Raw genomic sequence first — 13304 nt, 5'->3', positions numbered from 1 at the left:
ATATGTTTTCATGCTTCGCCAGGAGCCTGAAAAAATTGGCAATCCAGCTTATGCTTTGTCCATCAATGTATAGATTGAGAACTTATTTCAGCCGTGAGGAAAAACCATGAAAATTGCCATACTGGATGATTATCAGGATGTAGTCCGTCATTTACCCTGCTTTGACCTGCTGCGCGAGCACGAGGTCAAGGTCTTCAACAACACCGCCGCGGGCGTGGGGCAACTGGCGATACGGCTGGCGGCATTTGACGCCGTGGTACTGATACGTGAACGCACGCGCCTGAGTAAACCGCTACTACAGAAATTACCCAATCTGAAGCTTATTTCACAAACCGGCAAAGTGGCAGGCAACATCGATATAGCCGCAGCACATGAATGCGGCATCGCCATCGCCGAAGGTGTCGGTGATCCGACCGCGCCGGCGGAGCTGACCTGGACGCTGATCATGGCGGCCTGGCGCAGGCTGCCAAATTATGCCCAGCTTTTGCAGGAGGGTGTATGGCAGGCGTCGTCGCTGGAACCAGCCCGTAACCAGCTGGGCCGGGTATTGAAGAAACGCACACTGGGTATCTGGGGCTATGGCAAGATAGGCAAGCTCATCAGCGGCTATGCCAAAGCTTTCGGCATGCAAGTCATGGTCTGGGGACGTGAAGCCAGCCGCGCCCAGGCGGCCCAGGATGGATTGCTGGTGGCAGAATCCAGAGAAGCCTTCTTTGCCAGTTGCGACATCATCAGCCTGCACCTGCGTTTGAATGATGCCACCAAAGGCATCGTCAGCCTGGCTGACCTGGCCCTGATGAAAAGCGATGCCTTGCTGGTCAACACCAGCCGTGCAGAATTGCTGCAGCCCGGCGCACTGGAAGCAGCGCTGGATGCCGGCCATCCCGGCTTTGCTGCCATCGATGTTTTTGAAAGTGAGCCTGTGGCACCAGATCATCCGCTATTACATCGCGAAAACGTATTGGTCACCCCGCATCTGGGCTATGTGGAACAGGCCAGTTATGAATTGTATTTCCGTGCAGCTTTCCAGAATATCGTGGATTTTGCCGCTGGCAAGCCTGCCAATCTGCTCCTGCCTGCATAGCTGCCTGGTAGTTACCTCATAGTTACCTCATAGTTCTTCAATAGGCTGTCGCCAAATCATCGCCCACCATCCTTCTTTCTGCCCGGCATGTGAAAAACATGCCGGGCAGCATGCTTTTGCGCGCGTGTAAAAAATATTTAAAATATAACGTTGCAAATACTTTAACTTTGTAAAAAATACACTAAACTGCTGAACATTGCCCGGGTTTCCGGGTGTTCCGCATTTGTGTCTGATCACGGGCGGCACAGAAACGCCAAGCGCATTCCAAACGCATTGCCAAAACATAACTGTGGGTATGGTCTGAGTAATTGAGAGGAGAACCTGACGATGAAACCTCAAGTGTTGCAGTCACCCATACTGGGATTGATCGCCAAAGATGTTTCCAGCCCTGTCGACCGGCGGCGCTATGTCAGAATTGTGATCACCCTGCTCTTGCCTGTCACGCTGATCCTGGCGCTGGGTAGTTATCTGCAATCGGCTTATCCGGTGTTATGGCTGATCGAAGTCTGCCTGACGGTTTTTTTGCTGGTACCGGCTTTTATTCTGTCTGGTCGCGACGACAGGCTTGGTCATGCCGAATCCATCATCCTGCTGTATGCCATGGTGACCACGCTGACATTGGGTTATCTGGGTGGCAACCAGGGCAGTGGCGTATTGTGGACCTTCAGTTTCCCTTTTCTGGCCCTGTGGCTCAAGGGACAGACCAGGGGCTTGCAGTGGAGTCTATGCTGGTTATGCGCAATGGTCCTGATTTTCAAGCTGGGTGGGGATGGTCCGTATGCCTTTCATTATGCAGACCAGTTTGCCGAGCAGGTGATCGCGGCATTGCTGTTTTATACCTGTATCGCCCTGGGCCTGAATCACAGCCGCACACAATATGAAGAAAAGCGGCATGCCAGTGAACAAGCCGCCAGACCACCGGTCGCTCTGGAACAACTGCAACAGACTGCTTATCAGGATGCCATCACCGGCTTGCCGAATGGCCTAGTCCTGCCAGAGATACTGACGCAGGAAATTATTGCCGCACATGAGCGCGGACACAGCTTGCTGGTGATTAACATTCGTCTTAAAAAGATGTTTGAAACCACCAATATCATCGGTGCCGAAGCCAGCGACAAGCTGATCTGTTCCATCGTTGGTACCATGATTGCAACCGTAGGTTCGCGCGGACTGTTCGCGCGAACCAGGCGCGATGAATTTGTCTGCATTTATCGCCAGCATTCGCAAGACATCAATGCCACCGATATCATCCGGGAAATCCTGGCTTTCCGGCTGGAATACAAAATCAGTGATTATGCGCTGGAGGTAGACCACACCATAGGCATAGCCAGTTATCCCCTGCATGCCACCGACACCGAAAATCTGCTGAAAAAAGCTGCACAAGCTTTATTGCATGCGCAATTCAGTCACATGAAACTGGCTTTTTATGAAGAAAAACTCGAACAACAATTCTTGCGTCAACACCTGTTGTGCGGGCAGTTACGCGATGCCTTGCACAAAGCCGAATTGAGCCTGCATTACCAGCCACAAATCGATATGCTGACCGGCAGTGTGGTCGGCGCCGAGGCTCTGCTCAGATGGACCGATGCCCTTGCCGGTGAAATGTCGCCGAAGGAATTTATCTCTGTGGCAGAAAAATCCGGTCTCATCAAACCGCTTAACCTGTGGGTGATGCGCGCCGCGTTTCGCCAGTGGTTGTTGTGGCGTGAAGAAGGCCTGGATATCAGCATTGCCATCAACCTGTCGGTACGCAGTATCTGTGACCCGGAACTGTTAACCGATATACACAGGCTGCTGGATGAATTTGCCGTGCCGCCCGAATACGTGGTGCTGGAGCTGACAGAAAGCGCATTTGCCAATACCACCGACATCGCTATGGAAACCCTGCGCAGCCTGCATTCCATGGGGTTTCGGCTGTCTGTCGATGACTTTGGCAGTGGTCATTTGCCGCTGTCGCAATTGAAAGACCTGGCTATCAACGAATTGAAGATAGACCATGAACTTATCCACAGCCTGTGTACAGACATGGGCAGTTATGCTGTCGTGGATGCCTGCATACAACTGGCACACCAGCTGCATCTGCGCGTGGTAGCCGAAGGAGTCGAAGCCAGGCAGACCGAGCAGCAATTGCAAGCCATGGGCTGTGACATGGCGCAGGGTTATTACTTCTGCAAGCCGATACCGGCGGACGCCTTCAGCACCTGGATGCATTTGCGCGAAAGCAGGATGGAGTCTGCATTGTCTGGTTGAGAGAAAAAGCGAAAGCGTCCTGCCGGGTGCATGCCAGTCACATCGCAGCCTGTACAATTTGCGGGTTTGCCATATCGGCATCAACCCGTCTGGATACGTATGTCTGTCTCTCTGAAACGCCTGTTGGCCTGGCTGGCCCTGATCCTGCTGTCGGGCTTTTTGCTGGCTATGTTGGCCATCAGCCTGTATGGATTGAATGACAGGCTGGCCAGCACCGACCTGGCGATTGTGCCCGGCAATACCGTCCACCCGGACGGGACACCTTCAAAACGCCTGCAAGCCAGGCTGGATGCCGCTCTCAAGCTGTTTGTTGATGGCCGCTGCAAAGCCATACTGGTCAGTGGTGCGAAAGGTGTGGAAGGGTATGACGAAGCCGAAGTCATGAAAAACTACCTGCTCGCGCATGGCGTACCGGCTACCGCCATCCATATTGACAGCCACGGCATCAATACCCTGGAAACAGCGCGCTTTGCTGCCAGCCTGATGAAACAAAAAGGATGGACTTCCGCCGTGCTGGTCAGCCAGTTCTTCCATCTCGCCCGTTTTCAACTGGCGATGAACAAATTTGGCCTGTCTGGCCAGGCGCATGTACACGCCGATTATTTTGAGGGGCGGGATGCGTATTCACTGGCGCGTGAAGTGTTTGCCTATGGCGGATACATGCTGAAACCTTCGCAAGTACGCTGAAGGATGCGTGTTATGACGCATAAATACCAAAAAACCGCCTGCCTGCGGTATAAATGCAGTTACGCAGAGCAATAAGGTAATCAGGGAATGAAAAACCAGGACAAATGGCAGGCCAGCAAGTACATTTATAAAAAAGGCAGCTTGATGGCGTCACGTGATCCGGCCGAAGTCGGTGTTGGCTCACGCCTGATCGCCGATCTGATTGCGGCCTGTTATGACCGTAATCTGCGCCTGTATACGGGTGGCCGTTTGCTGGATCTGGGTTGTGGCAAGGTGCCCCTGTTCATGAGTTATAAAGACCTGGTGACAGAGAATATCTGCGTCGACTGGGCGAATAGCCAGCACAAAAACGAGTACCTGGATTTTGAATGTGATTTAAGCAAAGCATTGCCTTTTGCAGATGCCGAATTCAATACCATCATCCTGTCCGATGTGCTGGAACATTTGCCGGAACCGGAAAGCCTGTGGAAGGAAATGACACGTATCCTGGCTGCCGATGGCAAGATCATCATGAATGTGCCGTTTTTTTATTGCCTGCATGAGCAACCGCATGATTATCACCGTTTCACCGAACATGCCTTGCGCCACCTGGTCGCCAAATCGGGCTTGCGATTGCTGCGCCTCGAAGCCATAGGCGGTAGTCCTGAAATCCTGGCTGATTTTCTGGCCAAGCATCTGCAATTTGTTCCCGTGCTGGGCAAGGCAATGGCGATAGCCATTCAATACAGCGTGCAGCTTTTCCTGAAAACCGGCATAGGCAAAAAAGTATCCGCCAAAACCAGCCAGGCTTTTCCCCTTGGTTATTTCATGGTGGTAGAAAAAAGCGCAGCTGATTCAGCTTAGGGGCTGTGGATATCAGAATTCCAGCGGCAAGTGCCAGCCTGTGGGTATCACATCATGTCGCACATTGCTTCTTTGCTGATGGCGGCGTTGCAGGCTGTCCGGGCTCCAGGTCTGTTCCCAGCCGGGTGGATAAGCTAATTGTTCTTCACGTTCTGGCAGGCGCTGGCGTACGGCGATGACCGGCAAATGCAGGGGTAGCGGATGTTCGGGTGTATCTGCCCCCAGGCTGTAGGCATAATTCGGTAGCAAGATATCGCAGACACTGGCAAACCAGGCAGCATGATCTTCATCCTTGCCTAGCGCCTGTGCCAGACCGGCCGGATCAAAGCGGGCAAATGCCTCAATCAACTCGGCGGTGCTGGCACCGGGAGCGTCGCCCCAACCCATCACGGGATTGAAATTGTAATCTGCCCCTGAGCCATACCAGCCTTCACGCCAGGGTCTTTGCATCCAGTTGCGTGGCCCGGTGAATAACTGCCAGCGCCAGTGCAGGCCGGAAGGCTTGGGCCAGCTATACAGATACAGCTTCTGGTAACCTGCTGCATGCAATTCTTTCACCATCGCCATCAGGCGTGCATGTGGCATGCGTTCTGGCGGCGAGCGGCGGAACAGGATAGCTTCACCATCCGCATGTTGGACTTCATCGGTGGAAAGATTCAAGTCAAGTGTGCGTTTTTCGTCACCAAAGCGGGCCGCTACCCAGCCCGTCAATAAATTGACGGAAGTCAGCACACCATAGCCACGATGGCGGTGGAAAATAACGGTTCCCGGGGCAATGGCTTTCATATATCAACAAAGTATTCGCGATGTATCTGCACGTGGCAGCATATTGCAGTAATGTTTATTCCAGCGGCTTAGTGTAGCAGCTTAGCATGGAGTTTTCAGCAAGGTGCCTGCCGCGTTACAATGCAGAACAAATCAACCACGACTATTTTGAGACAAGACCATGACTTTGCGCATTATCGCCACCGGTGGCACTTTCGATAAACATTATGATGAACTGGCAGGCAAACTAAGCTTTGCCGACAGCCACCTGCCCGAGGTGCTGCAACGCGCCCGCCTGACTATTCCGGTGGCGTTGGAAGTCTGCATGCTGGTGGATTCGCTGGACATGAATGACAGCCATCGCCAGACCGTCTTGCAGGCTTGCCAGAATTCTGCTGAAGATGCCATCGTCATCATCCATGGCACCGACACCATGCGTGAAACAGCTGAAGTGCTGGGTGCGGCCAAGCTGGGCAAGACCATAGTCTTTACTGGTGCCATGATTCCTTACGAAATTGCCAATTCTGATGCTTTTTTCAATCTGGGGTTTGCCTGCAGCGCAGCGCAGTTGTTGCCAGCCGGTGTGCATGTGGCCATGAACGGTAAGGTATTTGCGTGGGACAATGTACAGAAAAACCGCAGTGCCGGTGTTTTTGTCACGAAATGAGGTAAGTATGAAACTGCTGCTGGCTACCCTGTTACTGTGTTTTTCCGCGCTGACGCAAGCAGCAGAAACCCGTTTTGATTCCATCTATTTTTTCCAGTCACAAAAACAGCTGGAACAGAAAGGCATCAATGTCGACAGCTTTGGCCGCTATACACGGGCCTTGCAGACACAGATCTACAGGGCGCTGAAAAAAGTCAAAATGCCGGAAAGCGCCGGTTATCTGGTGGTGGCCATACGCTCTGATGGTGCCGTCACATCCTGGCTGGACATGGCGCCAGCCGTGCATGAATATTATGACAATCAGATCTATGAAATAGTGCAGAAACTTCCACCGGTAGACGTCACCAGCGGCATCCTGGTGTTTGGCATCAAGATGGCGATAGACACTGCCGTGCATACCAAAAAAGCCGTACCGGCACCAGCAGACTGGGCAGATGCCAAAAAGAAGATCAGTGATCCTAACAATATTGAAGAGCTGGTGTTGTCGATCTGGCCTGAACAGTAAACGGACTTACGCAAAACTGCCCTAGCTGCGTTGCAGCTCCTCTCCCAGGAGCCGCGTACTAAAGTACTGTCTTCGTCGCTGACGGTGGAGTCGAGGGTTTCAGGCAACATGTTGCCTGCCGACGAAACGAACATCCCTTGCAAGGGATGTTTCCTAAAAGCGATAATCTTGCTGGGACAATTTTGCGTAAGTCCTGATTAGAATTCATCTCTGATTCTGAAACGAGTTTAAGCCTGTAACAGTATCTTCAGCGCTGACACCAGTGCTTCGCATTCGACATCGGTGCCGATGGAAATGCGCAAGAATTCGCTGATGCGTTCCTGTTTGAAATGCCGCACGATGATGCCGCTTGCACGCAAGCCTTGCGCCAGTTGCAAGGCATTGTGTTGCGGGTGCCGTGCAAAAACAAAATTGGCCGCTGACGGCAAGACTGTAAAGCCCAGATCATTCAGACTGGCTGTGAGCCGGTCGCGGCTGGCGATGACGGCGGCACAATTTTGCTGGAAGTGCGCTTCATCTTCAAATGAGGCAATCGCACCAGCGACCGCCAGCCGGTCCAGCGGATAGCAGTTGAAACTGTTCTTGACACGGTTCAGGCCGGCGATCAGATCAGGGTGACCTGCCGCAAAACCTACCCGCAATCCGGCCAGTGAACGTGATTTTGACAGCGTCTGTATCACCAGCAAGTTGGGATACTTGTTGATCAGCGCTATCGCTGTGCTGCCGCCAAAATCCACATAAGCTTCATCCACCACCACGACAGAATCGCGATTGTGTTGCAGCAGGAATTCAATTTTATCCAGCCCCAGCAGACAGCCGGTAGGCGCATTCGGGTTGGCGAAAATAATTCCGCCATTGGCTTGCAGATAATCTTCCACGTTCAGACGAAAATCTGCATCCAGCGGGATGCTGCGATAACTGATGCCATACAGGCCGCAATACACAGGGTAAAAACTGTAACTGATGTCCGGACATAACAAGGGCTGTTCATGTTTCAGCAAAGCCTGGAAGGTATGTGCCAGCACCTCATCCGAACTGTTGCCAATGAATATCTGCTCTGCCTGCAAGCCGTGATAGGCAGCGATGGTGTCGCGCAGGCTGTCTGATCCGGGATCGGGATAGAGGCGCAAGTCTGCGCTGGCTGCCTGCTGTATCGCTGCCAGCACCTGGGGTGATGGCGGATACGGGTTTTCATTGGTATTGAGCTTGATCAGCCTGTCTATCTTTGGCTGTTCGCCGGGGACATATGGTGTCAGCTTGTGTACGACTTCACTCCAGTATTGACTCATGATATTGGTTTTTACATAAAAATTGAGACTGGCGGGCGTTTATTCCGTCGCATCCAGATTGTTTTTGACACGCAGCAAAAACTGCAGCAATTGCTGTTGCTCCGCGCTATCCATGCCGCTGACAGCCTTGCTGTTGAGGCGTTTTGCCTGCTGATGCAGGCCACTCAATATCGCCTGGCCATCGGCGGTCAGCGCCAGATGGACATTGCGGCGGTCCGTTGCATCGGCTTCGGCATCCAGCAACCCACGGTCACGCAAGCCCTTGATCAGGCGTGCCAGCTGCGCCTTGTCGCGCCCGCTGTGTTTGGCCAGATCACTCTGGGTAGCCCTGGGCTGACGCCCAAAAAAACTCAATACCTTGCCTTCCATATGCGTGATGTCGTGCGGGCCGTCACGCAAAGCCTGGTATTGCATGGACCGGTATTGGTGCATGACGGTATGGATAAGATCCAGCACCCCATCCTCATTATTTTGCCGGGAATGGTTGACATTGTCATTTGTTTTGCGCATTATAGTAGATATTATCAACTAATTTGATAGGTGAATAAATGAGTATAGCCTCTGAAACCAGCCGCGTACAACGCATACGCCATGAAATCAAACGCCGTAACCTGCAAGTTGTCCGTGTTGAAAGCCCGACCCCGCACTTCCGCCGTATTACCCTGACAGGTGCTGACCTGCCGGGCTTTATCAGCGCATCCTTTGATGATCATCTTAAATTGATATTGGCCGCCGACACAGACAATGTCGTCATGCGGGACTACACGCCCAGGCATTACGACCCTGTCAAAGGCGAACTGGTACTGGAATTTTCCATCCATGGCGATGGCCCCGCTGCGGCCTGGGCCAGCCAGGCAGATATTGGCCAGACGGTCACTGTTGCCGGGCCGCGTGGCTCGCTGGTGATTCCGGTTGACTATGAATGGCATCTGCTGGCTGGTGATGAAACCGCCCTGCCTGCTATTTCCAGACGCCTGGAAGAATTACCGGCGGGTGTGCGCGCCATCGTCATCCTGCAGGTACCGCCAGCCGAACGCCGCGATTTAAGCAGTGCAGCCGACATCAGCATCGTCTGGGTAGACAGTGCACAAGAGTTTCTCGATACCCTGCGCGCCCTGCCTTTGCCAACAGGCGATGGTTATGCCTGGTGTGCCGGTGAAGCTGCGACCATGGCAGCAACACGCCGCATACTGGCAGAAGAAAAAGGCCATGCTGGTGCTGCCATGCGGGTAGCAGCTTACTGGAAGCGTGGTCTTATCGCGCATCATGAGAATTTGGAGAGTTAGGTCAATGAATGGAAGCTGGCTACAGTTCATCACCGTTCGGAATAGTTATCTTGATACCTTCTGAGCATCAAAATCGAACAGTATCGTATAGATTTTTCTGTATCCGAGGTTTAATTCTGCAATTGAATATTTTTTCCGAAGGTCGTGTTAAAGCACCTTCCCCTTCAGGGGGAAGGCTGGGATGGGGATGGGTTTCCGACGTAAATTCATCTATCGTTAATCGCCCGAAACCCATCCCCTCCCTAAGCCGTCCACTGCGCCGCTTGCAAGCGGCTTAGATTCTGTCGGCACAAAGCATGCTTTGTGAAACCCCGACGCCATCCCCTTGAAAGGGAGGGAATTTACCCGCCATTTTTTGTTAAGCAAGTAATTCCGGCCAGTAGTGGACTACAGCCGGATTCTCATTTGAACTCTTCCGCCAGAAAATCAATAAATGCCCTGACCCTGGCCGGTTGCTGGCGGCGGCTCAGGTAATACACATACAGATCAGCCGCCGGTAGTGTGTAGGCGGGCAAGACGATTTGCAGCCGTCCGCTTTCCAGGTATTTGTTCAAATCCCATTCCGAACGTACCAGTATGCCGTGGCCATCCAGTGCCCAGTTCAGTACCACGTCGCCATCATTGCTTGAGACCGCACCACGCACCTTGACCAGTTCCACCTGGCGTCCTTTTTCCAGACGCCAGGTGCCATATACATCATCATTCTGGCGATGCAGGATGCAGCGATGGTGATGTAGCTCGGCCGGGGTTTGTGGGTATCCGGCCTGCTTCAGATAGGCGGGTGAAGCACATAAAAAACGCCGGTTGGCCATCAGCTTGCGTGCACCCAGACGCGAATCCGGCAGTTCACCAAAGCGTATCGCCAGGTCATATGCCTCTTCCACCAGGCTGATAGGGCGATCAGTCAATTGCAACTGCACCTCCACTTCAGCATACAGATGGGCGAAGCGCGATATGAGTGGTGCGATATGGGTACGTCCAAAGCCTGGTGTCGCATTCACCCGCAGCAAGCCCTTGGGTGTGGCACGGCTGCTTGATACCGACTCTTCCATATCACGGATGCCAGCCAGGATCTGGCTTGCCTGCGCCAGATAAGACTCGCCTTCACTGGTCAGGCTCAGGCGGCGTGTGGTGCGGTTGACCAGGCGCACGCCCAGGCGTTGCTCCATCAGCATCAGCCGCTTGGTCACCGCAGGTGGAGTGATACCCAGTTCACGTGCCGTCGCCGACAGGCTGCCCAGTTTGGCCAGCAAGACAAAGAAAGTCAGCTCAGGTGCAATGTCTATATTCACTTGAAGTAAATAATGGTTTCAATATGAGTTAATTATATATCTATAAATGAAGAGTAAGCTTTGACCATACAGATTCCTTTTTATACTTGTCAGGACAAAGCCAAATGAAAATTCTTGAAATCCGCGAAAAAACCGTACCCATCAGTTCCCCCATACGCAACGCCTACATCGATTTCAGCAAGATGACCCTGAGTCTAGTCGCGGTCGTGACCGATGTCATTCGCGATGGCAAGCCTGTCATTGGTTATGGTTTCAATTCCAATGGCCGCTACGGGCAGGGCAAGCTCATGCGTGAGCGTTTCATTCCCCGTGTACTGGAAGCCGCGCCAGAAAGCCTGATCAACGATGCCGGTGACAATCTTGACCCGCACAAGATATGGAACTGCATGTTCACCAATGAAAAACCAGGTGGCCATGGTGAACGCTCGGTAGCCATCGGCACCATCGACATGGCAGTCTGGGATGCCGTCGCCAAGATCGCTGGCAAGCCACTGTTCCAGTTACTGGCAGAACGCTATGGCAATGGCACGCCGGACCGTAACATCTTTGTCTACGCAGCAGGGGGCTATTATTATCCCGGCCAGAACCACGACAAACTCAAGGATGAAATGCGCAGTTATATTGACCGTGGCTACACCGTGGTCAAGAAAAAGATAGGTGGCGCTTCGCTGGACGAAGACCTGCGCCGTATCGATTCCATCCTGAGCGTGCTGGGTGATGGCCAAAAACTCGCGGTCGATGCGAATGGTCGCTTTGACCTCGACACTGCCATCAAATATGCCAAGGCACTCTCGCAATACGACTTGTTCTGGTATGAAGAACCGGGCGACCCGCTGGACTTTGAATTGCAGGCAACGCTGCGCAATTACTACCCCAATCCCATGGCGACAGGTGAAGACCTGTTCTCCATGCAGGATGCCCGCAATCTCATACGCTATGGCGGCATGCGTGCAGACCGCGACTGGCTGCAGTTTGACTGTGCCCTCAGCTATGGGCTGGTGGAATATTTACGCACGCTGGATATGCTGCATGAACATGGCTGGTCAGCCAAACGCTGCATACCTCATGGTGGTCATCAGATGTCACTGAATATTGCTGCTGGCCTTGGGCTGGGTGGCAATGAATCCTACCCAGACCTGTTTCAGCCGTATGGTGGTTTCCCGGATGGCGTGAAGGTAGTCAACGGCCACATCCTGCTGCCAGAATTGCCGGGCATAGGCTTTGAAGGCAAGGCAGATTTGTATGCGGAGATGCGCAAAATCGCTGAGTGATTTTTACCGCTTGAGACCAGACATGCCTGCATGATCATGCAGGCATGTCTGACATCCGGTGCAAAGGATTTATTTGGCTACGCCATCATCCTTGAACATGGTTTTCAAGCCACGCAGAGCTTGGCGTATGCGCGATTCATTTTCGATTAAAGCAAAGCGTACGTATTCATCGCCATATTCACCAAAGCCTATACCGGGTGACACGCAAAGTTTGGCTTTTTCCAGCATCTGTTTAGCAAATTCCAGTGAACCAAGGTGACGGTAATGCTCCGGGATATGCGCCCAGATATACATTGATGCCTTTGGTTTTTCCACCATCCAGCCCAGTTCATGCAAGCCTTTGACGAGGACATCGCGGCGGCGCTGGTACTGGTCACGTATCTCGTTGACACAAGTCTGGTCGCCTTCCAGTGCTGCAATCGCAGCCACCTGCACAGGTGTGAAGCTGCCATAGTCGTGGTAACTTTTGATACGCGCAAGTGCAGCCACCAATTCTTTATTGCCGACCATGAAGCCTATGCGCCAGCCAGCCATGTTATAGCTTTTTGACAGCGTGAAAAATTCGACTGCCACATCACGTGCGCCCGGTACCTGCATGATGGAGGGGGCCTTCCAGCCGTCATACACGATATCGGCATAGGCCAGGTCATGCACCACCAGGATATTGTGTTCTTTCGCCAGCTTGACCACGCGTTCGAAAAATTCCAGCTCCACGCATTGCGCGGTCGGGTTCGACGGAAAGCCAAAGATCATCATCTTGGGCTTGGGATAGGTTTCGCGTATGGCTCTTTCCAGCTCAGCAAAAAAATCCACGCCGGGGCTCATGCGTATTGAACGTATATCGGCACCGGCGATGACCGCGCCATAAATGTGGATGGGGTAGCTGGGGTTCGGCACCAGCACCGTGTCACCCTTGTCCAGCGTCGCCAGCATCAGATGCGCCAGGCCTTCTTTGGAACCTATGGTGACGATGGCTTCTGAATCCGGATTCAGGTCGACGTCATAGCGGTCCTTGTACCAGTGTGCAATCGCACGACGCAGGCGTGGTATGCCTTTGGACGCCGAATAACCGTGGGTGTCGGGGCGTTGGGCAACTTCCACCAGTTTTTCAACGATGTGTGCAGGTGTGGCACCGTCAGGATTACCCATGGACATATCGATGATATCTTCGCCGCGACGGCGTGCTGCCATCTTCAGTTCGGCAGTGATATTGAATACGTAAGGGGGCAGGCGATTGATACGAGCGAAGGAGAACTTTGTTGCAGGCGCAGGCGTGCCCTCAACAACCGAACCCCGGCCCGGCGGAGTAGATGTATTTGTCATGATCAAATTGTACGTAGTTCAAACAGTCAAAACTGACCATCA

13 protein-coding genes are annotated in these 13304 nt (G+C 52.9%); 8 read left to right on the top strand and 5 right to left on the bottom strand.

Annotation, left to right across the window (positions count from 1 at the left end):
* The first annotated feature begins 106 nt into the window (after positions 1 to 106).
* The 4 genes from H8L32_RS25280 (at position 107) to H8L32_RS25265 (ending at position 4864) form a co-directional block, all read left to right on the top strand.
* Entirely contained in the window at positions 107 to 1084 is a 978-nt protein-coding gene (locus tag H8L32_RS25280) for a D-2-hydroxyacid dehydrogenase family protein (protein WP_186950632.1), read from the top strand.
* A gap of 327 nt (positions 1085 to 1411) precedes the next feature.
* Complete coding sequence (locus H8L32_RS25275; RefSeq protein ID WP_186950631.1) at positions 1412 to 3334, top strand: putative bifunctional diguanylate cyclase/phosphodiesterase; 1923 nt, start codon at positions 1412 to 1414, stop codon at positions 3332 to 3334.
* Between the two features lie 99 nt (positions 3335 to 3433).
* A complete protein-coding gene (locus H8L32_RS25270) occupies positions 3434 to 4021 on the top strand; it encodes a YdcF family protein (RefSeq protein ID WP_222619488.1) in 588 nt (195 codons plus the stop codon).
* A gap of 87 nt (positions 4022 to 4108) precedes the next feature.
* The gene (locus H8L32_RS25265) at positions 4109 to 4864 is read left to right on the top strand and encodes a class I SAM-dependent methyltransferase (RefSeq protein WP_186950629.1); all 756 of its coding nucleotides are present in this window, start codon (positions 4109 to 4111) and stop codon (positions 4862 to 4864) included.
* Positions 4865 to 4876: 12 nt separating this feature from the next.
* On the opposite strand, the gene H8L32_RS25260 is transcribed toward H8L32_RS25265, so the two are convergent.
* A complete protein-coding gene (locus H8L32_RS25260) occupies positions 4877 to 5650 on the bottom strand; it encodes an L-asparaginase (protein WP_230412412.1) in 774 nt (257 codons plus the stop codon).
* 160 nt (positions 5651 to 5810) lie between these two features.
* Between H8L32_RS25260 and H8L32_RS25255 the strand changes: the two genes are divergently transcribed.
* Positions 5811 to 6296, top strand: a complete 486-nt coding sequence (locus H8L32_RS25255) for an asparaginase domain-containing protein (RefSeq protein WP_186950627.1) — start codon at positions 5811 to 5813, stop codon at positions 6294 to 6296.
* A 7-nt stretch (positions 6297 to 6303) separates the two neighbouring features.
* Positions 6304 to 6801, top strand: a complete 498-nt coding sequence (locus H8L32_RS25250) for a hypothetical protein (protein WP_186950625.1) — start codon at positions 6304 to 6306, stop codon at positions 6799 to 6801.
* 227 nt (positions 6802 to 7028) lie between these two features.
* On the opposite strand, the gene hisC is transcribed toward H8L32_RS25250, so the two are convergent.
* Together hisC and H8L32_RS25240 are read right to left on the bottom strand one after the other, a co-directional pair.
* The gene (hisC, locus tag H8L32_RS25245; protein ID WP_186950623.1) at positions 7029 to 8090 is read right to left on the bottom strand and encodes a histidinol-phosphate transaminase; all 1062 of its coding nucleotides are present in this window, start codon (positions 8088 to 8090) and stop codon (positions 7029 to 7031) included.
* Between the two features lie 39 nt (positions 8091 to 8129).
* The gene (locus tag H8L32_RS25240; protein WP_186950621.1) at positions 8130 to 8600 is read right to left on the bottom strand and encodes a MarR family winged helix-turn-helix transcriptional regulator; all 471 of its coding nucleotides are present in this window, start codon (positions 8598 to 8600) and stop codon (positions 8130 to 8132) included.
* Between the two features lie 38 nt (positions 8601 to 8638).
* Here H8L32_RS25240 and H8L32_RS25235 point away from each other — a divergent pair, with 38 nt between their 5' ends.
* Positions 8639 to 9376: a siderophore-interacting protein gene (locus H8L32_RS25235; protein ID WP_186950619.1), complete on the top strand. Its 738-nt coding sequence runs from the start codon at positions 8639 to 8641 to the stop codon at positions 9374 to 9376.
* A 401-nt stretch (positions 9377 to 9777) separates the two neighbouring features.
* Here H8L32_RS25235 and H8L32_RS25230 read toward each other — a convergent pair whose 3' ends face one another.
* Positions 9778 to 10668 carry a LysR family transcriptional regulator gene (locus H8L32_RS25230; protein ID WP_186950617.1) on the bottom strand — a complete coding sequence of 297 codons (891 nt, stop codon included), beginning with the start codon at positions 10666 to 10668 and terminating at the stop codon, positions 9778 to 9780.
* Positions 10669 to 10772: 104 nt separating this feature from the next.
* Here H8L32_RS25230 and H8L32_RS25225 point away from each other — a divergent pair, with 104 nt between their 5' ends.
* The gene (locus tag H8L32_RS25225) at positions 10773 to 11939 is read left to right on the top strand and encodes a mandelate racemase/muconate lactonizing enzyme family protein (protein WP_186950615.1); all 1167 of its coding nucleotides are present in this window, start codon (positions 10773 to 10775) and stop codon (positions 11937 to 11939) included.
* A gap of 69 nt (positions 11940 to 12008) precedes the next feature.
* Here H8L32_RS25225 and alaC read toward each other — a convergent pair whose 3' ends face one another.
* The gene (gene alaC, locus H8L32_RS25220; RefSeq protein ID WP_230412411.1) at positions 12009 to 13262 is read right to left on the bottom strand and encodes an alanine transaminase; all 1254 of its coding nucleotides are present in this window, start codon (positions 13260 to 13262) and stop codon (positions 12009 to 12011) included.
* Between the last annotated feature and the right edge of the window lie 42 nt (positions 13263 to 13304).

It is taken from the genome of Undibacterium hunanense (genome assembly GCF_014284335.1).
Classification (GTDB): Bacteria; Pseudomonadota; Gammaproteobacteria; order Burkholderiales; family Burkholderiaceae_D; genus Undibacterium; species Undibacterium hunanense.
The sequence above is the reverse complement of the archived record's forward strand: the minus strand, read 5'-3'. Positions and strand labels throughout refer to the sequence as shown.